At 35.7% G+C, this 25,211-nt stretch carries 29 protein-coding genes; 28 read left to right on the top strand and 1 reads right to left on the bottom strand.

The window, feature by feature from the left end; translation table 11 throughout:
* Nucleotides 1–23 precede the first annotated feature (23 nt).
* Together sleB and ypeB are read left to right on the top strand one after the other, a co-directional pair.
* Nucleotides 24–731 carry a spore cortex-lytic enzyme gene (sleB, locus tag BN1372_RS07865; RefSeq protein ID WP_062198303.1) on the top strand — a complete coding sequence of 236 codons (708 nt, stop codon included), beginning with the start codon at nt 24–26 and terminating at the stop codon, nt 729–731.
* Between the two features lie 14 nt (nt 732–745).
* Complete coding sequence (gene ypeB / locus BN1372_RS07860) at nt 746–2,092, top strand: germination protein YpeB (RefSeq protein ID WP_062198302.1); 1,347 nt, start codon at nt 746–748, stop codon at nt 2,090–2,092.
* A gap of 58 nt (nt 2,093–2,150) precedes the next feature.
* Here the strand turns inward: ypeB and BN1372_RS15555 are convergent, their stop codons facing one another.
* Nucleotides 2,151–2,747, bottom strand: a complete 597-nt coding sequence (locus BN1372_RS15555; protein WP_062198299.1) for a c-type cytochrome — start codon at nt 2,745–2,747, stop codon at nt 2,151–2,153.
* A gap of 186 nt (nt 2,748–2,933) precedes the next feature.
* Here BN1372_RS15555 and BN1372_RS07850 point away from each other — a divergent pair, with 186 nt between their 5' ends.
* The 26 genes from BN1372_RS07850 to aroH all read left to right on the top strand — a co-directional run bounded on the left by BN1372_RS07850 (nt 2,934) and on the right by aroH (nt 25,147).
* A complete protein-coding gene (locus tag BN1372_RS07850) occupies nt 2,934–3,602 on the top strand; it encodes a flagellar brake protein (protein ID WP_062198297.1) in 669 nt (222 codons plus the stop codon).
* A gap of 510 nt (nt 3,603–4,112) precedes the next feature.
* Complete coding sequence (cmk, locus tag BN1372_RS07845; RefSeq protein ID WP_062198295.1) at nt 4,113–4,787, top strand: (d)CMP kinase; 675 nt, start codon at nt 4,113–4,115, stop codon at nt 4,785–4,787.
* Nucleotides 4,788–4,789: 2 nt separating this feature from the next.
* Entirely contained in the window at nt 4,790–5,374 is a 585-nt protein-coding gene (locus BN1372_RS07840) for a lysophospholipid acyltransferase family protein (RefSeq protein WP_062198294.1), read from the top strand.
* 147 nt (nt 5,375–5,521) lie between these two features.
* Nucleotides 5,522–6,664, top strand: a complete 1,143-nt coding sequence (rpsA, locus tag BN1372_RS07835) for a 30S ribosomal protein S1 (RefSeq protein ID WP_062198292.1) — start codon at nt 5,522–5,524, stop codon at nt 6,662–6,664.
* A 13-nt stretch (nt 6,665–6,677) separates the two neighbouring features.
* Complete coding sequence (fni, locus tag BN1372_RS07830; RefSeq protein ID WP_062198290.1) at nt 6,678–7,742, top strand: type 2 isopentenyl-diphosphate Delta-isomerase; 1,065 nt, start codon at nt 6,678–6,680, stop codon at nt 7,740–7,742.
* Nucleotides 7,743–7,892: 150 nt separating this feature from the next.
* The gene (gene der / locus BN1372_RS07825) at nt 7,893–9,206 is read left to right on the top strand and encodes a ribosome biogenesis GTPase Der (protein ID WP_062198288.1); all 1,314 of its coding nucleotides are present in this window, start codon (nt 7,893–7,895) and stop codon (nt 9,204–9,206) included.
* Nucleotides 9,207–9,236: 30 nt separating this feature from the next.
* A complete protein-coding gene (gene plsY, locus BN1372_RS07820; RefSeq protein WP_062198286.1) occupies nt 9,237–9,812 on the top strand; it encodes a glycerol-3-phosphate 1-O-acyltransferase PlsY in 576 nt (191 codons plus the stop codon).
* 14 nt (nt 9,813–9,826) lie between these two features.
* Entirely contained in the window at nt 9,827–10,861 is a 1,035-nt protein-coding gene (locus tag BN1372_RS07815; protein WP_062198284.1) for an NAD(P)H-dependent glycerol-3-phosphate dehydrogenase, read from the top strand.
* Nucleotides 10,862–10,924: 63 nt separating this feature from the next.
* A complete protein-coding gene (locus BN1372_RS07810) occupies nt 10,925–11,188 on the top strand; it encodes a stage VI sporulation protein F (RefSeq protein WP_230198812.1) in 264 nt (87 codons plus the stop codon).
* Between the two features lie 238 nt (nt 11,189–11,426).
* Nucleotides 11,427–11,627, top strand: coding sequence for a DUF2768 family protein (locus BN1372_RS07805; RefSeq protein ID WP_062198280.1), 201 nt, complete (start codon nt 11,427–11,429; stop codon nt 11,625–11,627).
* A gap of 13 nt (nt 11,628–11,640) precedes the next feature.
* Complete coding sequence (locus BN1372_RS07800) at nt 11,641–12,351, top strand: hypothetical protein (protein ID WP_062198277.1); 711 nt, start codon at nt 11,641–11,643, stop codon at nt 12,349–12,351.
* Between the two features lie 595 nt (nt 12,352–12,946).
* Nucleotides 12,947–14,425, top strand: coding sequence for a stage IV sporulation protein A (gene spoIVA, locus BN1372_RS07795; protein WP_062198275.1), 1,479 nt, complete (start codon nt 12,947–12,949; stop codon nt 14,423–14,425).
* A gap of 178 nt (nt 14,426–14,603) precedes the next feature.
* Complete coding sequence (locus BN1372_RS07790) at nt 14,604–14,876, top strand: HU family DNA-binding protein (protein WP_062198273.1); 273 nt, start codon at nt 14,604–14,606, stop codon at nt 14,874–14,876.
* A gap of 168 nt (nt 14,877–15,044) precedes the next feature.
* Nucleotides 15,045–15,608: a GTP cyclohydrolase I FolE gene (folE, locus tag BN1372_RS07785; protein WP_062198271.1), complete on the top strand. Its 564-nt coding sequence runs from the start codon at nt 15,045–15,047 to the stop codon at nt 15,606–15,608.
* A gap of 24 nt (nt 15,609–15,632) precedes the next feature.
* A complete protein-coding gene (gene mtrB, locus BN1372_RS07780) occupies nt 15,633–15,860 on the top strand; it encodes a trp RNA-binding attenuation protein MtrB (RefSeq protein WP_062198270.1) in 228 nt (75 codons plus the stop codon).
* Between the two features lie 114 nt (nt 15,861–15,974).
* Nucleotides 15,975–16,772, top strand: a complete 798-nt coding sequence (locus BN1372_RS07775) for a heptaprenyl diphosphate synthase component 1 (RefSeq protein WP_062198268.1) — start codon at nt 15,975–15,977, stop codon at nt 16,770–16,772.
* A gap of 31 nt (nt 16,773–16,803) precedes the next feature.
* Nucleotides 16,804–17,514, top strand: coding sequence for a demethylmenaquinone methyltransferase (locus BN1372_RS07770; protein ID WP_062201191.1), 711 nt, complete (start codon nt 16,804–16,806; stop codon nt 17,512–17,514).
* 50 nt (nt 17,515–17,564) lie between these two features.
* Complete coding sequence (locus BN1372_RS07765; protein ID WP_062201187.1) at nt 17,565–18,401, top strand: UbiA-like polyprenyltransferase; 837 nt, start codon at nt 17,565–17,567, stop codon at nt 18,399–18,401.
* On the top strand, nt 18,398–18,991 hold the full coding sequence (locus BN1372_RS07760; RefSeq protein WP_062198266.1) for a UbiX family flavin prenyltransferase: 594 nt from the start codon (nt 18,398–18,400) through the stop codon (nt 18,989–18,991). Before BN1372_RS07765 ends, BN1372_RS07760 begins: the two co-directional genes overlap by 4 nt.
* The gene (locus tag BN1372_RS07755) at nt 18,988–19,851 is read left to right on the top strand and encodes a menaquinone biosynthesis protein (protein ID WP_062198264.1); all 864 of its coding nucleotides are present in this window, start codon (nt 18,988–18,990) and stop codon (nt 19,849–19,851) included. The genes BN1372_RS07760 and BN1372_RS07755 overlap by 4 nt, the downstream gene beginning before the upstream one ends.
* Before the next feature lie 10 nt (nt 19,852–19,861).
* Nucleotides 19,862–20,830, top strand: a complete 969-nt coding sequence (hepT, locus tag BN1372_RS07750) for a heptaprenyl diphosphate synthase component II (protein ID WP_062198263.1) — start codon at nt 19,862–19,864, stop codon at nt 20,828–20,830.
* Between the two features lie 199 nt (nt 20,831–21,029).
* The gene (gene ndk / locus BN1372_RS07745; protein ID WP_062198262.1) at nt 21,030–21,476 is read left to right on the top strand and encodes a nucleoside-diphosphate kinase; all 447 of its coding nucleotides are present in this window, start codon (nt 21,030–21,032) and stop codon (nt 21,474–21,476) included.
* A 129-nt stretch (nt 21,477–21,605) separates the two neighbouring features.
* The gene (locus tag BN1372_RS07740; protein ID WP_062198261.1) at nt 21,606–22,391 is read left to right on the top strand and encodes a CheR family methyltransferase; all 786 of its coding nucleotides are present in this window, start codon (nt 21,606–21,608) and stop codon (nt 22,389–22,391) included.
* A 140-nt stretch (nt 22,392–22,531) separates the two neighbouring features.
* Entirely contained in the window at nt 22,532–23,704 is a 1,173-nt protein-coding gene (gene aroC, locus BN1372_RS07735; RefSeq protein WP_062198260.1) for a chorismate synthase, read from the top strand.
* Nucleotides 23,705–23,706: 2 nt separating this feature from the next.
* A complete protein-coding gene (aroB, locus tag BN1372_RS07730; protein ID WP_062198259.1) occupies nt 23,707–24,798 on the top strand; it encodes a 3-dehydroquinate synthase in 1,092 nt (363 codons plus the stop codon).
* Nucleotides 24,782–25,147, top strand: a complete 366-nt coding sequence (gene aroH, locus BN1372_RS07725; protein ID WP_062198258.1) for a chorismate mutase — start codon at nt 24,782–24,784, stop codon at nt 25,145–25,147. Before aroB ends, aroH begins: the two co-directional genes overlap by 17 nt.
* Nucleotides 25,148–25,211: the final 64 nt, after the last annotated feature.

The following is a 25,211-nucleotide window of genomic DNA, read 5'->3' as shown; positions in this document are numbered from 1 at the left end:
AGATCGAATTTAGGAGGCAAAAAATGTGGAAAAAATGTTCAATCTGTCATTGGATTATTCTTTTTTTACTTGTTGTTTTCATTGGAAGTCACCACACAACCTTTGCTTTTTCTGATCAAGTTATTCAGCGGGGAGCAACGGGAACTGATGTGACAGAATTACAAACACGACTTAAAAAAATAGGATATTACAAGGGAGAAATTGATGGGGTGTATGGTTGGTCCACTTATTGGGCGGTCCGTAATTTCCAAGACCGTTTTGGATTACCTGTTGACGGTTTAGTCGGAAGCAGCACGAAGCAAAAATTACTTCGGGCTAGTGGAGAAGTAACGCTTCCAAAAGGAATAAAAAAGGCATCTAATACTCCAAGTGGCTTCTCTAACAATGAAATACGTTTAATTGCGAATGCTGTTCATGGGGAAGCGAGAGGAGAACCATATGTTGGGCAAGTTGCAGTTGCTGCTGTTATTTTAAATCGTTTAGAAAATGCTGCATTTCCGGACACTGTATCGGGTGTCATTTTTGAACCACGCGCATTTACGGCAGTAGCTGATGGACAAATTTGGTTAGAGCCAAATGAAACATCAAGAAAAGCGGTAATTGATGCGATGAATGGATGGGATCCAACGGGAGGGGCGATTTATTATTTCAATCCAGATACAGCCACTAGCCCTTGGATTTGGACACGTCCTCAAATTAAAACCATTGGTAATCACATTTTCTGTCATTAAATGAGGTGAAAGAAATGATTCGAAATACGTTAATCGTTGTGTTAGCTATTGCTTTAATCGGGGTTTCTTATTTTGGGTATCAAGAGCGTCAACAAAATACTGCATTGTCTATTCAAACAGAAAATAATTATCAACGTGCTTTTCATCAGCTGGCGGGACAAATGGATCAGTTAGAAGAACAAATTGCGTCTACTTTAGTAATGAATTCACGGGAACAGTTATCACCGTCACTTGTAAAAGTGTGGAAAACATCGCTTCAAGCACAAAATGACATTAGTGAATTGCCACTTTCAGCGGTACCTATTAATCAAACGGAGGAATTTTTAGCGGAAATTGGAGATTTTTCGTATCAAGTTGCTGTACGCGATTTGTCAGAAAAGCCATTAACTGACGACGAAATGAACCATTTAAAGTCGTTACATGAGCAATCAAAAAACATGAAAGAGCAAATAAAGCAAATGCAAGCAACAGTTTTACAAGAGCAATTGAGATGGGTAGATGTAGATAATGCGCTTCTTTCGAATGAAAGCCCAGAGGACAATACGATTATTGATGGTTTTAAAACAATAAATGATCAAGTGACGCATTATAAAAATACAAATGTTCAATCAGATCAAATGGTTCGTGCCAAACAAGAAGAAAAGCGGTTAAAAACCATTTCCGGACCTGATATTAATCAACAAGAAGCGGTGAAGCGAGCAGGAACGTTTATTGGTAAAAGTACGGAAGATGCAAAAGTGATCAAAAATAAAAAAGGCGCACAGTTTCCTTTTTACTCTGTGACGATACCGAATGGAGGAAAAGGAGAATACTTATTTGATATTACAAAAAAAGGTGGGCATATCGTTTGGATGCTTCATGAACGTCCGATGGAGAAAGTGCAACTTTCGCTTTATGATGCACAAGTACGAGCCCAACAATTTTTAAAGCAAAAGGGATTTTCTGATTTTGTCATCCAAGAAACAATTCAATATGACTCAATAGGATTATTTACATTTGTAAAAAAACAACAAAACGTTCGGATTATTCCACAAATGATTAATATCAAAGTAGCATTAGATAATGGGGAAATTATCGGTTTTGATGCAAAAAGTTACTTAATGAGTATAAATGCTCCACAACCTTCATTAACACCAGTGTTAACGAAAGAACAAGCATTAGAAAAAGTAAATAAACAAGTGGATATTCAAAGTGAGGACTTAGTCGTGATGACGAATTTACTTGGAGACGATGTGTTATGTTATGAGTTTACCGGTGTATATGAAGATAAAACGTATCGAATTTTTATTAATGCCAAGACGGGACATGAAGAAAAAGTAGAACCGCTAAAGCAAATGGATAAACAATATGAAAAAGTGTAGTAACAGAATGCCACAAAAGGTTTGGCTGTGATTAATCAAACCTTTTGTGATGATTTCTTTATTCTTGATTTTTTGTTTCCTCATGTACTAACTTTAAATATGTGATAATTTCTTGTGCTTCTTCTTCATTGACAATTCCACCTGGCATTGTACCTTTTCCATTTATCAAAATATGCATCAATTCTTCGTTACTATATGTTTCTGTTGCATGTTGAATATTAGGTCCTACTCCACCTTCTAATTGTCCACCGTGACAAGCAGTACAAGTTTGTTGGACGATATCTCTTCCTGTTAAAGGAGTACGTTTTTCAGGAGGAGTATTTGTGTTAAGTGAATAGTTACTGGATTGCGAAACAACATATGCAGCTATTTGTTTTACTGTTTCTGGTTCAAATGAGTCTGAAAAGGCAGGCATTGCACCGTTCCCGTTTTTAATGATAATCTGTATTTCTTCTTCTGTTAGACGAGAGCCGATATCAGTAAAAGCTGGACCAACTTTATTCGTTCCGTGACATGTTAAACAATTGTTCGAAACAATTTGTTCAATCGATTCTTTTTGTACCTTTTCTTTTTTTGGTAATTCTGTTTTTTCTTTTTGCGTACACCCGATTAAACATAGGGTAATAAAAAAGATGATGTATACATGCTTTTTCAAAATGTATCCCCCTTATTACTATCTCCTGCTATTTTACCGTATTTTTTAATTTTATCGTCATTTTTTGAAAAAAATAAAGAAAAACATGACTTTTTGACTAAAAATAAATAATGTTTCTTTCCCTTTTTTCTGTCTCATGTCATAATGATAATAGAGAATCATTCGAGATAAGGGGATGGACTATTTATGATGCAAGTCGGCATGCCACTATTTTTGGAAAGAGTTGATGATAATGATGAAATTATTACGTATCGTAGCCGTATTGTGGAATTAAATGATACAAGTATTTATATTGATTATCCTATCAATCAACAAACAGGTAAAGTTACTTTTTTACTAGAAAATACTCCTTTTACCGCTTGGTATGTAGGGGTTATTGATCAAGCAGTGTATCGTTTTTTTACAACTGTGTCAAAACGAGTGTATAAAGAAATTCCGATGATTGAATTAACACGCCCAGAAGTAAAAGATATTGAGCGGATTCAACGGAGACAGTTTGTGCGAGTGGAAACGGCTGTTAATACCGCTTGTCATCCTATTCATCAACCGTTTGAACCATTTGTGACTGTTTCAGAAGACATAAGTGGTGGAGGGATGTCGATATTAGTTCCAGATACGTGTAAATGGGAGCCTGATTGGGAAGTAAATCTTTATTTTTCAATTTACCAAAAGGGTGATCAACCAGTCTATTATCAACAATTAGCAAAAGTAATCCGACTCACAGAAGTAAAGGAATTAGAAAATCGAAAACGAGTATCTTTAGAATTTGTCGATATTGACGAGAAAGTACGACAGGAACTCATACGTTTCTGTTTCCAACATCAATTAAAAATGAAGAAAAAAGGGATCATTTAACAATACAAGATGTGCTACTTATAGCACATCTTGTATTGTTAAATGGAATATTTTTCTTTGTATAGCTAAACGGAGAACCAAAGGACGACATTTAATCTTTCATTAATGGGAAGTAATACTGACACTTCAAATTGTTAAGATAGCTCGAATCTATTTCAGTAGGAGTAATCCAACTCTGAGCTCATCTTAATAATCTAGCTACGTGGGGGCCAGTGACTTCCACTATAAATAAAAAAACATATAGGAGCAAAAAGTGCTTCTTCCGGTCTTCATCTTATAGCTTGGTCGTTGAACGAGCCATCTCCCCCTTTTTTGATAAAAGTGTAATAAGTGCACATAACCATCAGCGGGAGAAGTACGAAAACTCCGACTGATGGTTAGATTTCTTTATGATAGTCGCTCGATAAGACAGAACGAAGAAAAAAAGATTATATATTTCAAATAGAAACAAAAAGGAGGGTATGATAACATTAAGTGCATCAAGTCATTATTTTAAGGAGGTTATTTACGATGAACCATCGTTTAACGATTGCTATTGACGGCCCTGCTGCAGCAGGAAAAAGCACTATCGCAAAACGTTTAGCAAAAAAATTAAATTATACATATGTGGATACAGGCGCTATGTATCGCGCATTAACATATAAATGTTTACAAAAAAATGTAGACCTGCATAGGGAAGAAGAAGTTATAAGCATGTTACATCAAACGAAGATTGAATTAAAACAAGCAGATGATACACAAGAAGTATTTGTGGACGGAAAAAATGTTTCAGATGTAATTCGTACACAAAATGTTTCTAATCACGTATCCATCGTTGCGCAAATTAAAGAAGTACGAAAAGAAATGGTTGAGTTACAACGACAAATGGCAACAGAAGGTGGCGTTGTAATGGACGGACGTGATATCGCAACAAACGTTTTGCCAAATGCAGATATTAAAGTGTTTATGGTTGCTTCTGTTTCTGAACGTGCAAGAAGAAGGTTAGAAGACTTAAAGGAAAAAGGAGAACATCCAAATCTTTTAGAATTAGAAAAAGAAATTGCGAGAAGAGATAAAATGGACTCTGAACGAAAAATAGACCCTCTAAAAAAAGCGGAGGATGCAGTAGAAATAGATTCAACTCATTTAACAATTGATGAAGTGGTAAAAAAGATTTTAAAACTTGTGGATGAAAGGATTGGTTAAGGTTGGCTCTTTACAATATATCTAAAAAAACTGTAAAAGCTCTTTATTCTTTCCTTTTTAAAGTAGAAGTCATTGGCTTAGAACATACAAATATAGATGGCCCAGTCATTGTGTGTGCGAATCACATTTCGAACTATGATCCTCCGTTATTAGGGATTACGTTTCCTCAGAAAATTCATTTTATGGCAAAGGCAGAATTATTTAAAGTCCCTGTTTTATCCACTTTATTAACCGATTTTGGAGCTTTTCCTGTTAGTCGGGGTGCAGGGGATAAAAAAGCATTGCGAGCAGGGTTACAAATATTAAAAGATGGAAAAGTGTTAGGGTTATTCCCCGAGGGTCATCGAAGTAAGGATGGCTCATTTGGGGAGCCACAATCGGGTGTCGGTTTTTTTGCTTTAAAATCAGATGCAACAGTTATTCCTTGTGCAATTATCAGTACATATAAATTCAAAAAACGGGTAAGAATAGTATATGGGGAACCTGTCGACTTATCTGAATTAAAAGAAAAAAGAGGAGCGTCTAAAGACGCGGCGAAAAAAATTATGGATGAGATCATTCGGCTTCACGATACACATAAATTTTAAGGAATTGTAAAGATATGTATAAGAAAGGTGTTATTGCTTGACAAATCACTCCATTTGTTAGAAGTTAGAAAAAAGGGCATATGTTGTGCCGTTTTTCGTAAGTTGTGACGTACCGTATTTTTATGGTGATTTAAGGAGGTAGTATAAATGGTTGGAGAAACGAATTTCGAACAAGCAAATGCTCCTCAAGTAGGGGACATTGTAAAAGGTAAAATTGAAAAAGTAGAAGAAAAACGCGTTTGCGTTAAAATTGGAGATAACGTAGAAGGTATTATTCCAATCAGTGAACTTTCTAGTTTGCATGTTGAAAAAGCAAGCGATGTCGTTTCTGTTGATGAAGAAGTAGAATTAGAAGTAATAAAAGTGGAAGAAAATCAAATCGTTCTTTCAAAAAAACGAGTAGAAGCAAAAAAAGCATGGGTAGATTTACAAGAAAAGTTTGCAAGTAAAGAAATTATTGAAGTCGAAGTAAAAGATATCGTTAATGGTGGCTTAGTGGTAGATGTAGGGGTACGAGGCTTTATTCCAGCATCATTAGTAGAGCGACATTTTGTGGAAAGCTTTGATGACTATAAAGGAAAAACATTACAAGTAAAAGTTGTGGAATTAGACCAAGAGAAAAATCGAGTAATTTTATCTCATCGTGCAGTGCTAGATGAGAAAGCAGAACAAAACAAAAAAGAAACATTACAAGCCATTGAAGTCGGTCAAGTAACGGAAGGAAAAGTACAACGATTAACAGACTTTGGTGCATTTGTTGATATTGGTGGCATTGATGGACTTGTACATATTTCTGAAATGGCACACTACCACGTGGAAAAACCAGAAGAAGTCGTGCAAGAAGGCGACACGGTTCAAGTGAAGGTGTTAAAAGTAGATGTTGAAAACGAACGAGTATCTTTATCTATCAAAGAAACACAACCTGGTCCTTGGGAAACAGTTGGTGCGGAAGTAAAACAAGGAGATATTGTAGAAGGAACAGTCGCTCGTCTCGTTTCTTTCGGTGCCTTCGTAGAAATTAAGCCAGGAGTAGAAGGATTAGTGCATATTTCCCAGTTAGCAAATCGACATGTACAATCACCTTCTGAAGTATTAAAAGAAGGTCAAACAGTGAAAGCAAAAGTGTTAGAAGTACATCCGGAAGAAAAAAGAATTTCATTAAGTATTCGTGCGCTTGAAGAAGAAAAAGAAAGTCCAGCACAACCAAAACAAGTACCTGTAGAAGAAGAAATTCAAACTGGATTTTCGATTGGTGATATGATTGGAGAACAATTAAAAAAATTAAAATAATTGCGGTGAAAAAATGACTCGTAAAGAACGAAAAATTGATCATATAAAATACGCACTTAGTACAAGGGAAACGAAAAACAGTACGTTTTCAGATATTGTTCTGTTGCATCAAAGCATCCCTGAAACATCATTAGATGATATTTCGTTACAAACGATAATTGGAGAAATCTCTGTTTCTTCACCGATTATGATTAATGCGATGACTGGCGGTGGCGGCGAGCATACACTAGCGATTAATCGCCAATTGTCAGAAGTAGCAAAAGAATGCCATATTCCAATGGCCGTCGGTTCTCAAATGGCGGCATTAAAAGACCAAATGGAACAAGAAAGTTATCGAATTGTTCGACAAACCAATCCAACTGGTATTGTTTTTGCTAATTTGGGTAGCGAAGCGACGGTTGATCAAGCGAAGTTAGCTATTAATATGTTAGAGGCGAATGCGATTCAAATTCATTTAAACGTTATTCAAGAATTAGTCATGCCAGAAGGTGACCGTGATTTTTCGAACACATTAAAAAATATTGAAGCAATTGTAAAAGGTGTTTCTGTTCCGGTTATTGTAAAAGAAGTAGGCTTTGGAATGGACGCATCTGCTATTGGGAAACTTGTAAATGTGGGTGTTTCGATTGTAGACATTGGTGGTTTTGGTGGGACTAATTTTGCAAAGGTGGAAAATGAACGACGGGTAAATCCTGTTTCCGTATTTAATGAATGGGGAATTACGACACCAGTAAGTTTAATTGAAGCAATTAGTACGTATCCTCTTTTATCCGTTATTTCATCAGGTGGGGTAAAAACAAGTCTTGATGTTGCTAAATCCATTGCGTTAGGTGCATCAACATGCGCGATTGCTAGCCCTATTTTGCAAACTTTATTGGACGATGGGGTAGAAGGAGCTATTACACTAGTAAAAGCTTGGCAGGAAGAATTACGTTATATAATGTGTGCGTTAGGTGTTACTTCTATTAAAGAACTTCAAAAGGTTCCGGTTATTATTAAAGGAGAAACATACCATTGGGTAACGGAAAGAGGTATTGATACGAAGAAATTTGCAACACGAAAAGCATCCTTTTTATAAGGGATGCTTTTCGTGTTTTTATTTTGGTGTGAAGTTGTTCTTTTAATTAATATTTGGTAAGATAAACTAGCCAAAGGTGAATGTATCCCTTCTTCGACAGAGAAGGGTTTTTATATTCGAAGAACGTGCAAACAGAAAGGAAGGATGAAAATGTCTAAACCAACCATAGCAATCGTCGGAAGACCGAATGTTGGGAAATCCACCATTTTCAATCGAATTGTTGGAGAACGAATCTCTATCGTTGAAGATGTACCAGGTGTAACCCGAGATCGAATTTATAGTAAAGCAGAATGGTTAAATCATGAGTTCCACCTTATTGATACAGGTGGAATCGAAATTGGAGATGCACCGCTTTTACAACAAATGAGACAACAAGCAGAAATTGCGATAGAAGAGGCAGATGTTATAATTTTTATGGTAAATGGAAGAGAAGGAATAACAGCGGCAGATGAGGAAGTAGCATCTATGCTTTATCGCTCTAAAAAGCCAGTTGTACTCGGTGTAAATAAAATTGATAACTTTGAAATGCGAGAATATATTTATGATTTTTATGCTTTAGGCTTTGGTGATCCATATCCATTATCTGGCTCTCATGGGATGGGGATTGGTGATTTGTTGGATGCAGTCGTTGCGCATTTTACAGAAGAAGAGGAAGAAGAGTACGACGATGAGACGATTTGTTTTTCTGTTATCGGAAGACCAAATGTTGGGAAAAGTTCATTAGTGAATGCTATTTTAGGAGAAGAGCGGGTGATTGTGTCTAATATTGAAGGAACTACTCGCGATGCAATTGATAGTAGTTTTACAAAGGACGGACAAGAATATGTCATCATTGATACCGCAGGAATGAGAAAACGTGGAAAAGTGTACGAAACGGTTGAAAAATACAGTGTCCTTCGAGCACTTAAGGCAATCGAACGTAGCGATGTCGTCTTAGTAGTCTTAAATGCAGAAGAAGGTATTCGTGAACAAGACAAACGTATTGCAGGATATGCACATGAGGCAGGGCGCGCCATTATTATAGTCGTAAATAAATGGGATGCAATTAAAAAAAATGATAAAACAATGAAGGAATTTGAAGGAAAAATTCGGGATGAATTTTTATTTTTAGATTATGCGCCGATTATTTTTGTTTCAGCAAAAACAAAACAACGGCTGAAAGAATTATATCCGATGATTAACCTTGTAAGTGAAAATCATCATTTACGCGTTCAAACGAACATCCTAAATGATGTTATTTTAGATGCAGTAGCGATGAATCCTGCACCTTCTAAATATGGACGCCGTTTGAAAGTAAATTATGCTACTCAAGTTGCGGTTGCCCCCCCAACATTTATTATTTTTGTCAACGATACAGAATTATTTCATTTTTCATACGAACGCTTTATTGAAAATACGATTCGTAAAGCATTTGGTTTTAAAGGAACACCTATTAAAATCTTTGCAAGAAAGAAAAGTGAATAGGAGGCGAGTACTACGGACGTTTTATTAGTTATCATTAGTTATTTAATCGGAGCAATTAGTTTTAGCTATATATTAACTAAAAAATTTAAAAAAGTAGATATTCGAAAAATGGGAAGCGGGAATGCCGGGGCAACAAATACGTTACGCGTTTTAGGTGTGGGTCCTGCCATCACCGTTCTCTTATTAGATGTTTCCAAAGGAATCATTGCTGTTTTATTAGGAGTAACGTTTTCTGGGGATGAATGGGTGATTGCACTGTGTGGATTGGCTGCCATTATTGGTCATAATTGGCCGATTTATTATGGATTTCGTGGGGGAAAAGGCGTAGCTACGACGATTGGTGTTTTAGCAATGCTGATGTTTTTTCCTGCACTTTATGCCGGTATAATTGCGATTTTAACGATTGTTCTTACCCGTTATGTGTCACTTGGAGCACTTTTATTTATGGCTTTTACAACTATTTTTGCAGGTTTTTCAAAAAATGTACCAGACCCTTATTTTTATTTAGCAATGATCGTTACTCTTATCTCCTTTTGGAGACATCGTACTAATATTCAACGTTTATGGAATGGAACGGAAAATAAATTATCGAAGAAAAAAGATTAAGGGGTGTATGAAATTTGAAAAAGATAGCATGTATCGGTGCTGGTAGTTGGGGGAGTGCGTTAGCGCTTGTATTATGCGACAATGGACACGAAGTACATATTTGGTCAAGAAGAAAAGAGCAAGTAGAGGAATTAAATAACCATCATACGAACGAAAAATATAATCCAGGAATCGTGTTTCCAGCTTCTTTAAAGGCCACCACTTCATTAGAAAATGCAGTAAAGGGAGCAGATGTCATTCTTTTAGCAGTTCCAACAAAAGCAATTCGAGCGTGTGCGAAAGCAATGGTTCCTTTTATCAATCATAAAGTCTTCATTACACACGTTACAAAAGGAATTGAACCTGATACGTTAAAACGGGTATCTGAAATGATAGCAGAAGAAATTCCAGAGGAAAAGCGAGAAGATATTGTTGTTTTATCAGGTCCTAGCCATGCAGAGGAAGTCAGCAGAAGACTTCCAACTACGATTACGGCTTCTTCAAGAAATAGTAAAAATGCAGAATGTGTACAAGATTTATTTATGAATAACCGCTTTCGTGTCTACACGAATCCAGATGTAATTGGTGTTGAATTAGGTGGAGCATTAAAAAATATTATTGCATTAGGTGCAGGAATTAGCGATGGATTAGGGTACGGTGACAATGCAAAAGCAGCTTTAATTACGCGGGGGTTAGCTGAAATTACACGCTTGGGAACAAAACTTGGTGCTAATCCGATTACATTTGCAGGGTTAACAGGCTTAGGTGATTTAATTGTAACGTGTACGAGTGTCCATAGCCGAAATTACCGAGCTGGTTTTGCGTTAGGCAAAGGCGAAAAGTTAGAATCAGTATTAGAATCAGTTGGCATGGTCGTTGAAGGTGTACGAACAACGAAAGCAGCGTATCAATTGTCCGAAAATCATCATGTCGATATGCCGATTACACAAGAAATATATGAAGTGTTATTTTTGAATAAAAATCCCAAACAAGCAGTGGATGATTTAATGACCAGAATGAAAAAAAGTGAGATGGAAAATTTATACGATCCAACGTTTTTACATCAATAAGGCACCATGTTCTCTCCTTTACATACAATAGTATGGATAATGGAGTGTAAAGGAGGCATGTATGTGAAAGAGCCAAATCATTTGTTTAACGAAATAAATAATAAAACAAAGCTTAATCCATTTGACATCTTTCAAATTGCTGATTCTTTAAAAGGAGCAAATTTTCAAGATGAGCAAACGGTTCGAAGTCTTGTTCAACAATTATCTCAATTAGTACAAATTCCAATTGAAAAAGAAAAAGAGGATGAGATCGTTAATGCCATTGTCAATAATCACGTTCCGAATGATTTATCTAGTTTAATGGATATGTTCAAATCAAATGGATAACAATAGGTATTAATCTATACACGAAAAAACGTTCTCTCATAAAATAAGGTGATGAGTAAAGGGGATTGACAAGGAATAAGTTAGTTTTGCTGGGGGATACCCCAGCTTTTTTCTTTGTGATTGCGAAATAAGCAAAGTAATTATATGATTATAAAGAAATCTTTCATTTATGTAGGATTTTTGACTCGATAACGAGAGGTAAACAACTATAAAAGGATTAATATTGGAGGATTATATCATGACACCAGGACTTTTAAAAATGACCATTTCTTTAATTGGAATTCTATTAATGGTTTTAGCGTCGGTTATTATTTATTTTACAAGAGAAAAATTACAAGGCGTTCCAAGATGGATTGGAACGATTATTGCTTACTTATTTATGGCTGTTTCTTTTGTTATTATGATTTTAATTGTTTTTGATTATTCATCAGTGAAGTAAGGAGAGATAGACGGTGAAAAAAATTGGACTTTTAGTATTTATGATGATGATTAGTACGTTATTGACGGGCTGCTTATTTCCCGATGATCAAAAAGCACAAAAGCAAATTCCCTATGAAACACAATTACAACTTGTTCAAACAGCTGTGAATCAGTACCAGGAAAATACTGGTGTTTTGCCGATTAAAAATAAAGAAGCAAATACACCTATTTATGAAAAGTATCCGGTTGATTTTCAAAAGTTGGTTCCAAAGTATATGGAAGAACCACCAGCGAATTCATTTGAAGGTGGGGGTATTTATCAATATGTATTAATTAATCCTGAAACCAACCCAGAAGTGAAATTAATCCAATTGGAAAATGTGGGCGAAGTGCAAAAGTTACAAGTGCGGCTAGATGTCTATAAAAGAGAACATGGATATCCTCCATATAAAGACGTACTCCCAGATGGTGTATTTACGTTAGATTATAAAAAATTAGGTTTAAAAGAAGAACCACATGTGATTAGTCCCTATTCTAAAAAAAATTTACCGCTTATGATTGATAAAGAAGGAAAAGTTTTTATTGATTATAGGATGGATTTATATGAGATTATAAAAGAAAATCAAATACAAGAAGGGGAAGATATTCGTCCTTACTTAGTTGAAAATTCTCCGTTTGTGCCAGTGTATTCAAAGCAATGTGTGGTGAAAAATGGGGAGCTGATATTGATAGAAGAAAAATAAAAAGTGTTTTAAATAATGATTGCTGTATCATAACAATTGTAAAGAAAAGATCACCTGTTTGACAGGTGGTCTTTTCTTTACACAAAACAGGAATTTCTTTTTTTACAACGGATGCTTAGATATAATTCCCTATCCTTAAATAAGGAGCTCGATGCCAACTTTTTTTTGGAACGGTTTAGTTGTGATGAATAAGAAAAAAAATAGAAAAGAACTTTGAATTATTGTCATAAACATATCGGACAACATCATACATATACATTGTAATAAAGTGAAACCTTTAGAATGCGATGATACGCTCTTCACCATCTGAATGGTTACACTTACGTTTATAAAAGGGTAATGGCAAAAAGTGCTGTCGTTTTGAAGGTAAAGGGTGGATACGTGCAAGTAACCATCCATCACGGTTCAAGGATGGAAGATTTCTTTATCCCACAATAAAGGACGAGGAGAATGACATATTCTTACTTGTAACGTGCAATTAGTAATAGTGGTGAAGACAGCGCCATTTTTGTATGTTTTGTACGCATAAAAAAGGTAGGTAAAAAAACATACTGCCTCATGTGGGATAAAGTAGATATGTTAAGGAGGGAACATTTTGGAAAAAGTCGATCTGTTTAAGGACATTGCAGAACGAACGGGTGGGGATATATATTTAGGGGTCGTTGGAGCAGTGAGGACAGGAAAATCAACTTTTATTAAACGTTTTATGGAACAATTAGTGCTGCCGACAATTAAAGACGAGCAGGAACGAATTCGTATGCAAGATGAATTACCTCAAAGTGCAGCTGGAAAAACAATTATGACAACAGAGCCAAAATTTGTTCCAAATAAAGCAACGAGTGTTCAAGTGGAGGAAGGATTAGAAGTAAATATTCGCTTAGTGGATTGTGTTGGATATGCAGTGGAAGGAGCAAAAGGATATGAAGATGAAAATGGACCAAGAATGATTCACACACCTTGGTATGAAGAACCAATTCCATTTCATGAAGCTGCTGAAATCGGAACAAGAAAAGTAATCCAAGAACATTCTACGCTCGGTGTGGTGATTACTAGCGATGGAACGATTGGGGAAATTAATCGTTATAATTACATTGAAGCGGAAGAACGAGTCATAGATGAGTTAAAAGAAGTTGGAAAGCCATTTATTTTAGTTATTAATAGTGCTCAACCGAATCGTAATGAAACGGTTCTTTTACGCGAAGAATTAGAAGAAAAATATGATATTCCAGTTCTTGCTATGAGTGTAGAAAGCATGAATGAACATGATATTCATAATGTATTGAAAGAAGTATTGTTTGAATTCCCTGTATTAGAGGTAAATGTTAATTTACCAAGTTGGGTGATGGTACTAGATGAGCACCATTGGTTACGGAAAAGTTATCAAGAGGCAATTAAAGAAACAGTAAAAGATATTAAACGATTGCGAGATGTGCATCATATCGTCGAGCAGTTTAGTGATTTTGATCATATTAGTCATGCTACGTTAGCGGGTATGAATATGGGGCAAGGAACAGCTGAAATTAATTTATATGCACCTGAACACTTATATGACGAAATTTTAAAAGAAATTGTTGGAGAAGAAATTCGTGGACGAGATCAATTGTTAAAATTAATGAAAGATTTTTCCCATGCTAAAAGAGAATATGATCAAGTGGCAGATGCACTAAAAATGGTGAAGCAAACTGGATATGGCGTAGCGGCACCAGCATTAGTAGATATGAGTTTAGATGAACCAGAAATTATTCGCCAAGGTCCTCGTTTTGGGGTGCGATTAAAGGCAGTAGCTCCTTCTATCCATATGATTAAAGTAGATGTTGAAAGTGAATTTGCTCCAATCATTGGAACGGAAAAGCAAAGTGAAGAGTTAGTTCGATACTTAATGCAAGATTTTGAGGATGATCCATTATCGATATGGAAGTCGGATATTTTTGGACGTTCGTTAAGTTCCATTGTTCGGGAAGGTATTCAAGCAAAATTATCTTTAATGCCAGAAAATGCTCGTTACAAGTTACAAGAAACACTACAGCGAATTATTAATGAAGGTAGCGGTGGATTAATTGCAATTATCTTATAAAAAATCCCTCTTTTTTACAGAGGGATTTTTCTTTTTTTAAAAAAATGAGAGGAAACGTGAAAAAACATTATGTTTCATGATGAAAAATATTGAATTATCGATAGTTTTCGTTTAATATAAGGCTTGTCACCAACTTAGACGTCAACTTATTCGTTTCTTTTTGGAGGAGGTGAATTAAATGAATAAGACAGAATTAATTAACGCTGTTGCAGAAGCAACTGAACTATCTAAAAAAGATGCTACAAAAGCAGTAGAAGCTGTTTTTGATACAATCACAGGAGCATTAAAAGATGGCGATAAAGTTCAATTAATCGGTTTTGGTAACTTTGAGGTACGTACTCGTTCTGCGCGTAAAGGACGTAACCCTCAAACTGGGGAAGAAATTGAAATTCCAGAAAGCAAAGTTCCTGCATTCAAACCAGGAAAAGCCCTTAAAGATGCTGTAAAATAATACGATAAGCCCTAGGGAAAAAATGTAAAATAGTTTAATACATAGGGCAAAAAAAGAAGAGCGCATTTGTAGCTCTTCTTTTTTGCGTTTCGATGTCTGTTTATGCTACTATTTTCTTGATACTTTGAAATAGATGAACAGATAGATACTCGAATGGGGGAGAAATGATTGGCTGCAGTTAATTACAAACAGATTGAAGAAGCAGTTAAACTTATTTTAGATGCTATTGGTGAAGATACAGATCGGGAAGGATTGCAAGATACACCAAAACGCGTTGCAAAAATGTACGCGGAAGTATTTTCTGGATTAAATGAAGATGCAAGTGAGCATTTAAAAACAGTTTTTAGTGAAGAACATGAAGAATTAGTATTAGTAAAAGATATTCCATTTTTCTCAATGTGTGAGCATCACTTAGTTCCGTTCTTTGGAAAGGCTCATGTGGCATATATTCCAAAAGGTGGTAAGGTGACAGGGCTAAGTAAGCTAGCTCGTACAGTTGATACCATTGCAAAAAGACCACAATTACAAGAACGTATTACAGCAGATGTAGCAGATGCAATTATGGAAAATTTATCACCACATGGTGCGATGGTTGTAGTAGAAGCAGAGCATATGTGTATGACAATGCGTGGTATTAAAAAACCCGGAGCAGTAACTGTTACTACAGCAGTTCGAGGGGTTTTTAAAGAAGAGGAAGAAAAACGTAGAGAAGTGTTAGCGCTCATCAAATAATATAATAAAAATGGAGTGAAAGTCATGTCTCAAAAAGAACAAGGAGTTAATGAGTTTGTTGTCATTAAGGCAAATGAAAATGGGGTAAACGTATTTGGTTTAACTCGCGGAACAGAAACGAAACTTCATCATTCTGAGAAATTAGATAAAGGCGAAGTAATGATTGCGCAGTTTACAGAACATACATCCGCAGTTAAAATTCGTGGGAAAGCAACGATTTTGACGAAACATGGTCAAATAGACAGTGAGTAAAAAGCAGGATTTCCTGCTTTTTATTTTGAGATGTTACATTTGGTCTTTGTTACGTTTTCTTTATTTGTGATATAATGTGTGAAGATTAGTAAATGTACGGAAGGAACGAGTGAGATGGACAGAGATTTAGCAATGGATAATAACGAAATAATCATGAATTCTTTACTGCAAACGATGAGGCATCCATTTGTGGGAAAATATGCTACTTTAGCAAAAGTGGATGAGGATAAAATTATGTTTTTACAACATATCTTTCGTCAACATTCTGTCGAAGAAAAACAAGAGAGAGCATACATTGAAGCAACTATGTTTGTTCAATCTGCACTCGATACACACGATTTTGTTTCAGAAGGCGATATGTACAATGATCAAATGCGAAAAAATCGTCAGTTGACAGTTTTGTCTGGGGATTATTGTAGTAGTTTATATTATTATATATTGGCGAAAATAGGGGAAATTTCTACGATAAAATTACTAGCAATTGCTATTGAAGAAATTAATGAAGAAAAAATGAAACTATATAATCAAGATTATCAATCAATAGAAGAGCTAATAGAATCGTTCAAAACAGTAGAAACGAATTTAGTCACTGCATTTGCAAAGCATTATGCATGCGGAGTGGAAGAAACACTGATTAAAGAATTTTTCTTTTTAAAACGATATGTTGTCGAAGAACAATCGCTATTAAATGGCCAATTTTCTTTATTATTTCACAGTTTGTTACCGGTTCTTTTTACTAAGCGAGAGTTAAAAAAACGCTCGGTGGATTCACAAATGAAAGAAAAACAAAATAATCAAATGATAGAAGCAATGGCAACTGTATTAAAACGCTCGAAAGAAAAAATTTCTACGCTTCCAGTGACAGAAGAAATAAAACAACGTATCGAAGTTTTCACGAAAAAAATCTCATGAAAGATGGATGGATATGAAAAAAGGGGAATCAATGAAACAATCAAAAGAAGAACGTGTACATCATGTTTTTGAAACGATTTACAATCGTTATGATTTTATGAATTCTGTTATTAGTTTTCAACGCCATAAATCATGGCGAAAAGATACGATGAAACGAATGAACGTACAGCCTGGTCAACAAGCACTAGATGTGTGTTGTGGAACAGCAGATTGGACCATTGCCTTAGCTGATGCAGTCGGGAAATCTGGGAAAGTGTACGGGCTTGACTTTAGTGAAAATATGTTAAAAGTAGGCGATGAAAAAATTGAAGAGCTTGGTTTAAGCCAAGTAACATTACTTCATGGAAATGCAATGGAGCTTCCTTTTGATGATAATACGTTTGACTTTGTTACTATAGGTTTTGGATTACGAAATGTCCCTGATTACATGCAAGTGTTAAGAGAAATGACGCGAGTTGTAAAACCTGGTGGAAAAGTCATTTGTTTAGAAACAAGTCAACCAACGATGCCGGTATTTCGACAATTTTACTATGCCTATTTTAGTTATATTATGCCTGTTTTAGGAAAGATTTTTGCAAAAAGTTACGACGAGTATTCATGGCTACAAGAGTCAGCAAAAGATTTCCCTGGACAAAAAGAGCTAGAAAAAATGTTTGAACAAACTGGGCTGGTCGATGTAGTTGTGAAACCATATACAGGTGGCGTTGCTGCGATGCATATGGGGACAAAACCTAATAAATAAAAAGAAGTGGAGACGTTAATGTGTTAAGGAAAGTCAAAATCATTTTAGAAATGATTAAATTTGAGCATACCATTTTTGCATTACCATTTGCTTTTTTAGGTGCCATCCTAGGAAGTATTTCAGTAGAGGGGACATGGCCTACTTTACACGAATGGGTTTGGGTTACAGTGGCAATGGTAGGTGCCAGAAGTGCAGCGATGTCTTTGAATCGTGTCATTGATGCACAAATTGATAAAAAAAATCCGCGAACAGTAAATCGAGCGATTCCAGCTGGTTTACTGAAAAAGACGGAAGTATACTTTTTTATCCTTGTATCTTTTGTACTTTTATTTTACGCTGCGTATCAATTGAATATGTTAGCAGTTAAATTACTTCCGATTGCGGTTTTCTTTTTAGTAATTTATTCGTATACGAAAAGGTTTACATGGGCTTGTCATTTAGTTTTAGGTATTGCAATTGGACTAGCTCCTCTAGGAGGATGGGTAGCAACTACCGGTTCTTTAAATCTTAATGCATTTTTATTATTTATTGCGGTTATGTTTTGGATTGCTGGTTTTGATGTTATTTATGCTACGCAAGACGCGGATTATGACAAAGGAGAAGGCTTGTATTCTATTCCGAGTTATTTTGGCTTAAAAAAGGCATTAATCATGGCAAAAATGATGCATGTGGTAAGTTTTGCTGCTTTTATTGCTTTATTTTTTACCGTTTCCGAATTAAGTTATCTTTACTTAACCGGGGTAATTATCTCCGGCATCATTATGATTTATGAACATGCTATTGTAAAACCAGATGATTTATCGAAAGTAGATGTGGCCTTTTTTACGATGAATGGAACACTCAGTATGGTTATGTTCATTTTTTCGATAGGAGACTTGTTATTATGAAAAAATTTGTAGTTGGGATTACAGGAGCTTCTGGTGCTGTTTATGGAGTACGCCTTGTGCAAGAACTACAAAAACAAGGGCACTTTGTGCATTTGTTGTTAACAGAGGCAAGTTTTCAAGTTTTTAGAGAAGAATTAGGTTGGGATACTAGCGACCGTCAGCAACTAATTAACGAAAAGCTGAAAGTACAAGAGGACTTATTAGCCATCCATTCATTGCGCGACTTTAAGGCCCCTATTGCAAGTGGATCATATATTTGTGATGGGATGATTATTATTCCTTGTTCAATGGGAACGCTCGCAAAAATTGCAAATGGAATTTCAAGTAATGTATTAGAACGTGCGGCGGATGTAACATTAAAAGAAGGAAGAAAATTAATTGTTGTTCCTCGAGAAACACCATTTAATTTAAATCATCTTGAAAATATGAAACGGCTTATGTTAGCTGGAGGGACAATTATTCCTGCAATGCCAGGATTTTATCATCGCCCACAAACAATTGATGATATTGTTCAATTCTTAGTTGGAAAAGTAATGGACTCATTAGGTATAAAAAATGACTTATATACCCGTTGGGGGGGAGAAAGGTGAGTATTCGAATTGGTGAAATTTCATATACGAATATATTGCCTATGTTTTATTATTTAGATCGAAAACTATTAGAAAAAAATGGTGTGACATTTATTCCACAAATTCCTGCAGTGTTAAATAAAAAAATAGAGGAAGGTTCGATCGATTTTGGCGGTATTTCGTCTTTTGCATACGGCAAAAACTTTGAGAAATTTCAGTTGTTGCCGAATGTATCCGTAGCATCTTACGGTAGTGTTGGCTCGATTTTTTTGTTTTCAAAAGTGCCTATTTCTCAATTGAATGGCAAAAAAATTGCGTTAACATCTAGTTCCGCAACGAGTGTAGCATTATTAAAAATCATTTTACAAACATTTTTATCGTTAGAGCCTTCGTATGATGTGATGACACCAAATTATCATGAAATGATGAAGCATCATGATGCCTGCTTATTAATTGGGGATGATGCAATTCAGATGAAATGGAACCAACCATCATCGATTTATCGGTATGATTTAGGAGATTTATGGTATCAACATACTGGTTATCCAATGACATATGCTGTATTTGCGATACGCAATGAAGTTGTGAAGGATGAAAGCCAATTAGTAAAAAATTTATACGAACAAATCATCGCCAGCAAAAATCGTTGCATAAAAGAACAGTTTAATCCAATGATTCAACAAATCGAAACATCTTTGGGTGGCGATCGCTCGTTTTGGGAGCGTTATTTTGCAGGTCTTCATTATGACTTTGACCAAGCACAACAAAAAGGGTTACACTATTATTATTCTTTAGCCTATGATTTAGGATTGTTGCCGAAGAAAGTGACCTCATTACATATTTTGGGGTCAAAAGGAGAAATGCCATTTTTCGTGAGTTAAGGTGGAAATGATGAAACTAAGAGACATTTATTCAAATTTAAGCAATGACATTCAAAAAGTTGAGAAAGAACTAGAACAATCATTACAAGCGAAGCAACCTGTGTTAAAACAAGCATCCCTTCATTTATTAAAAGCGGGTGGGAAGAGGATTCGTCCTGTCTTTGTATTGTTAGCTGGAAAATTTGGTGACTACAACATCGAAGAAATAAAAAAAGTAGCCGTTCCATTAGAGTTAATTCATATGGCTTCCTTAGTGCACGATGACGTCATTGACGATGCCGAAATGCGGAGGGGACGTAAAACGATTAAAGCAAAATGGGACAACCGAATTGCAATGTATACAGGTGACTATATTCTTGCCCGCGCTTTGTCGGTTATTACTGATTTACAACAAGAAAAAGGCCATCAAATTTTATCACGGGCGATTCGAGAAATGACCATTGGAGAAATTGAACAAATTCGCGATCAATACAATTGGGACCAGCATTTATATCATTATTTAAAAAGAATTAAACGAAAAACAGCTCTTCTTATTGCAGTAAGTTGTCATTTAGGTGCGCTTTCGACAAATGTGAAAGAAAAATACGCATGGGCCCTGTATCGTTTTGGTTATAACGTAGGAATGTCGTTTCAAATAACCGATGATATTCTCGATTTTACTGGAACGGAAAAACAATTAGGGAAACCAGCTGGTAGTGATTTGTTACAAGGGAATTTAACGTTACCAGCATTATATGCAATTCAAGATCCACTTGTTCGTGAAAAAGTAGATCAAATTACGAAAGAATCACAATTAAAGGAAGAAGCAATAGAAGAAATTTTGACGCTCATTCGTCGATCAGGTGGAATTGAATATGCCGATCAATGTAGTAAACGTTATTTAAAACGTGCATTTGATGCATTAGAAATACTACCTGATATTGATGCAAAACAATCGTTATTCGAAATCGCTAAATATATTGGGACAAGAAAGTATTAACACTGTTGCTTCATAAGCAGAAATTTGATAAAATTTATCGCAGATTACTCGGTTATGGACCCCTGATGACGACATGAGAAAATAGCAAGGAAAATAGGGGGGAAATACGTGTAACATATCCGATATATACATTTGACTTCTCGCAAGTGAATGCAATCGGTTCAATCGTAAAAAATACATAAAGAATTGAGGGAACAAAATGGAAAAAACATTTTTAATGGTAAAACCAGACGGAGTACAACGTGGATTAATCGGAGAAATCGTTCGTCGTTTTGAACAAAAAGGATTTAAAATGGTGGGCGGAAAATTAATGGTTATTTCTCATAGTTTAGCTGAAAATCACTATGCAGAACATAAAGAACGTCCATTTTTTGGTGAATTAGTGGACTTCATTACATCAGGTCCAGTTTTTGCAATGGTTTGGGAAGGTGAAAACGTTATTGCAACAGCTCGTCAAATGATGGGTGCGACTGATCCTCGTTATGCAGATCCAGCAACAATTCGTGGTGATTTCGGTGTAACAGTTGGTAAAAATATTATCCACGGTTCAGATTCACCTGAAAGTGCTACACGTGAAATTGCATTATTCTTCAAAGAAGAAGAAATGTTAGACTACGATAAATTAATCAACAACTGGATTTATTAATTGTAAAAATCAGTATCTTTGATACTGATTTTTTTTTTGCATTTCTACTTGTGTCTTTCCTATTTTTCGTTGATTAAAATACGAAAATATGGTAAAAAGGAAAGAAGTATGTAGAAAGGGAGTAGTACAATGGAAACTCATGATTATGAACAATTTATCGAGAATATAAACAGGAAGACAGGTATTGACCTTTCTCAATATAAAGAAGCCCAAATGAAACGGCGCCTTATTTCACTATATGAAAAAAAAGGATATAAAAATTTTCAGGAATTTTATGTAGCGATGAGCAAAGATCAAGTATTATTCGATGAGTTTTTAGAGCGAATGACGATTAATGTTTCTGAATTTTATCGGAATAAAAACCGATGGGATGTGTTGGAGAATAAAATTTTACCTGAAATGTTACAGTCTAATCGTACATTAAAAATATGGAGTGCAGCTTGCTCGACAGGAGAAGAACCGTATACTATTGCGATGATATTATCAAAGTTTTTACCGATGTCTAAAATTAAGGTACTGGCAACAGATTTAGATAAAACAGTGATTGAACGAGCAAAAGCGGGCGTATATACAGCACGTTCTTTACAAGAAGTTCCAAAAGAAATGGTGCAGAAATATTTTCATAAAGACGGTATTTCTTATCAAATTAGTGATGACATAAAGCGTACCGTTACATTTCGAGAACAGAATTTACTAGCTGATCGATATGATCAAGGTTTTGATTTAATTGTTTGTCGGAATGTGATGATTTATTTTACGGATGACGCGAAAGACATTTTATATCGCAAATTTAATCAGGCTTTAAAAGTTGGAGGCGTATTTTTTGTAGGGAGTACGGAACAAATTTTTAATCCGCAAAAATATGGATTTGAAATTATTGATACATTTTTTTATCGAAAAGTTCGCTCGTTATAATGGTTTATCGATTTGATAAGCCATTTCTTTCTATTAACATATGAGCAAATTTTTCGAAAAATCAATATTACAAAAAAGCAAAGGTTATGGTATGATATTTAGTACATAAATGCTTTAAAGAGATGAAGGAGGAAACAGCTATGCGTTACTTAACAGCAGGGGAATCACATGGACCGCAGTTAACAACAATTTTAGATGGAATTCCAGCGCAACTTACATTGTTGCCTGAAGATATAAATGAAGATTTAGCACGTCGTCAAAAAGGACATGGACGGGGAAGACGAATGCAAATTGAAAAAGATACCGTGCAAATTTTAAGTGGTGTTCGTCATGGGAAAACACTCGGCTCTCCCATTACGTTAGTTGTTCAAAATGATGATTTTAAACATTGGACAAAAATTATGGGGGCTCTTCCGGTATCAGAAGAAGAACAAGATGATATGAAACGAACGATTACACGTCCTCGTCCTGGTCATGCTGATTTAGTAGGAGCAATTAAGTATGGTCATCGCGATATGCGAAATGTTTTAGAACGTTCATCTGCACGTGAAACGACTGTTCGAGTAGCTGCAGGGGCTGTTGCGAAAAAAGTATTAAAAGAACTTGGAATTGAAGTAGTAGGCTATGTGAAAACCATTGGCGGAATTGATGCAAGAAATCTTCCTTATAATTCGATGAAAGAATTAAAAGAGACAACAGAACAATCACCGGTTCGTTGTTTTGATAAATTGGTAGAACAAAAAATGATGGATGCGATTGATCAAGCGAAATTAGACGGTGATTCCATCGGTGGAATTGTGGAAGTTGTAGTAGAAGGAGTTCCACAAGGACTAGGTAGTTATACGCTATATGATCAAAAATTGGATGGGAAAATTGCACAAGCGATGTTAAGTATTAATGCCTTCAAAGGAGTAGAGTTTGGGATTGGTTTTGAAGCTGCGTACAAACCAGGTAGCCAAGTACACGATGAAATTGTGTGGGATAAAGAAAAAGGGTATACACGTCTTTCTAACAATCTTGGTGGTTTTGAAGGTGGAATGACAACTGGTATGCCAATTGTGGTTCATGGTGTCATGAAACCAATTCCGACCCTTTATAAGCCATTACGAAGTGTTGACATTGATACGAAAGAACCATTTGAAGCTAGTATCGAGCGTTCCGACAGTTGTGCAGTTCCAGCAGCGGCGGTTGTAGCGGAAGCGGTTGTCGCATGGGAAATTGCCAAAGCTATTGTCGAGAAATTTGGTGGAGACCGTATGGATGAAATAAAAGAAAATATGAAGCACCACATCGAACGAGCAAAGGGGTATTAAGCATGGAACGAATGTTAATTGAGACAGCTTCTAAAACGTATCCGCTCGTTTTAGGAAACGGTATTCGTCATCAAGTATATGATTTGATTCCTCATTCGTATTCGAGTGTATTAATCATTACGGATTCCCATGTGGCAAAATTGTATTTAGAAGATGTTGTTACATCATTTGATAAGCAAGATGTCCCAGTACATTCATACGTTGTTCCTAGTGGTGAAGCATCTAAATCATTTGAACAATATTATCAATTACAAACATTCGCACTAGAATGTTCATTAGATCGACGTTCCTTAATTATTGCTTTAGGCGGTGGAGTGATTGGGGATTTAGCTGGTTTTGTTGCTGCGACGTATATGCGCGGTATTTCTTTTGTTCAAATTCCAACGACATTACTCGCACATGATAGTAGTGTTGGAGGAAAGGTGGCAATCAATCATCCGCTTGGAAAAAACATGATTGGGGCGTTCCATCAACCAGACGCGGTGTTGTATGACTTAGAAACGATAGCTTCTTTGACAGAAAGTGAATTGCGTTCAGGGTTTGCTGAAGTAGTGAAGCATGCCTTAATTTGGAATAAGGACTTTTACCATTTTTTAATCGAAAATATTCATTCATTTGATGATTTATTAGGAGAACATTTTGCTTATGTGTTACGTACAGCCATTCAGGTAAAAGCAGAAATTGTCCAAAAAGATGAAACAGAACAAGGCATTCGTTCTTTTTTAAATTTTGGTCACACGTTAGGACACGCGATTGAAGCTGAGCTTGGATATGGTGGAATTACACATGGAGAAGCCGTCGCTATTGGGATGATGTATGCGATGCGCGTAAGCGAAGCATATTACAACATTTCCTTACCAATCAAAGAAATAGAGAGTTACGTCCGTAAATTTGGGTATTCGTTATCCATTCCAGTATCTTGTAAAAAAGAGTTCTTACTTGAAAAAATGAAAAAAGACAAGAAGTCTCAAAAAGGCACTGTGAAAATGGTATTAATGAAAAAAATAGGGGAAGTAGAAGTTCAAGCTGTTTCGGACGAAATGTTACTGAAACAAATGGAAGGGGGAGGAGAGATTAGTGGTTCGAGGAATTAGAGGGGCAACAACAGTTTCGCAAAATAACATCGATGAAATCATAGTAAAAACGAAAGAAATGTTTGAGGAAATGATTGAAAAAAATCACCTTCAACCTGAACAAGTGGCACAAGTCATTATTACCGTTACCCACGATATTGATGCAGCTTTTCCTGCTCGGGCACTGCGGATGATCGATGGTTGGATGTATGTACCGGTTATGTGTGCGCTAGAAATCCCAGTTCCTAATTCATTGCCAATGTGTATTCGCGTCATGATGACGGTTAATACAGCGACAGAACAACAAGAGATAGAACATGTTTATTTACACGGGGCACAAGTATTACGGCCAGATTTACAGGTGAAATAATACATACTTATCATGTTGTATAAAGATAGATAGGAAAAAAAGAAAAAATAGGATTGACAACTTT

The sequence above is a fragment of the Massilibacterium senegalense genome, from assembly GCF_001375675.1.
Lineage (GTDB): Bacteria > Bacillota > Bacilli > Bacillales > Massilibacteriaceae > Massilibacterium > Massilibacterium senegalense.
The sequence above is the reverse complement of the archived record's forward strand: the minus strand, read 5'-3'. Positions and strand labels throughout refer to the sequence as shown.

What these genes read in the sequence shown, in the direction of transcription:
- sleB (WP_062198303.1), top strand. Translation starts at nt 24, where the DNA reads ATGTGGAAAAAATGTTCAATCTGTCATTGGATTATTCTTTTTTTACTT.
- rpsA (WP_062198292.1), top strand. Translation starts at nt 5,522, where the DNA reads ATGGTTGGAGAAACGAATTTCGAACAAGCAAATGCTCCTCAAGTAGGG.
- aroC (WP_062198260.1), top strand. Translation starts at nt 22,532, where the DNA reads ATGCGTTACTTAACAGCAGGGGAATCACATGGACCGCAGTTAACAACA.
- ndk (WP_062198262.1), top strand. Translation starts at nt 21,030, where the DNA reads ATGGAAAAAACATTTTTAATGGTAAAACCAGACGGAGTACAACGTGGA.
- fni (WP_062198290.1), top strand. Translation starts at nt 6,678, where the DNA reads ATGACTCGTAAAGAACGAAAAATTGATCATATAAAATACGCACTTAGT.
- der (WP_062198288.1), top strand. Translation starts at nt 7,893, where the DNA reads ATGTCTAAACCAACCATAGCAATCGTCGGAAGACCGAATGTTGGGAAA.
- BN1372_RS07740 (WP_062198261.1), top strand. Translation starts at nt 21,606, where the DNA reads ATGGAAACTCATGATTATGAACAATTTATCGAGAATATAAACAGGAAG.
- hepT (WP_062198263.1), top strand. Translation starts at nt 19,862, where the DNA reads ATGAAACTAAGAGACATTTATTCAAATTTAAGCAATGACATTCAAAAA.
- BN1372_RS07790 (WP_062198273.1), top strand. Translation starts at nt 14,604, where the DNA reads ATGAATAAGACAGAATTAATTAACGCTGTTGCAGAAGCAACTGAACTA.
- BN1372_RS07850 (WP_062198297.1), top strand. Translation starts at nt 2,934, where the DNA reads ATGATGCAAGTCGGCATGCCACTATTTTTGGAAAGAGTTGATGATAAT.
- BN1372_RS07770 (WP_062201191.1), top strand. Translation starts at nt 16,804, where the DNA reads ATGAAACAATCAAAAGAAGAACGTGTACATCATGTTTTTGAAACGATT.
- ypeB (WP_062198302.1), top strand. Translation starts at nt 746, where the DNA reads ATGATTCGAAATACGTTAATCGTTGTGTTAGCTATTGCTTTAATCGGG.
- BN1372_RS07765 (WP_062201187.1), top strand. Translation starts at nt 17,565, where the DNA reads ATGATTAAATTTGAGCATACCATTTTTGCATTACCATTTGCTTTTTTA.
- cmk (WP_062198295.1), top strand. Translation starts at nt 4,113, where the DNA reads ATGAACCATCGTTTAACGATTGCTATTGACGGCCCTGCTGCAGCAGGA.
- BN1372_RS07805 (WP_062198280.1), top strand. Translation starts at nt 11,427, where the DNA reads ATGACACCAGGACTTTTAAAAATGACCATTTCTTTAATTGGAATTCTA.
- BN1372_RS07760 (WP_062198266.1), top strand. Translation starts at nt 18,398, where the DNA reads ATGAAAAAATTTGTAGTTGGGATTACAGGAGCTTCTGGTGCTGTTTAT.
- aroB (WP_062198259.1), top strand. Translation starts at nt 23,707, where the DNA reads ATGGAACGAATGTTAATTGAGACAGCTTCTAAAACGTATCCGCTCGTT.
- BN1372_RS07775 (WP_062198268.1), top strand. Translation starts at nt 15,975, where the DNA reads ATGGACAGAGATTTAGCAATGGATAATAACGAAATAATCATGAATTCT.
- mtrB (WP_062198270.1), top strand. Translation starts at nt 15,633, where the DNA reads ATGTCTCAAAAAGAACAAGGAGTTAATGAGTTTGTTGTCATTAAGGCA.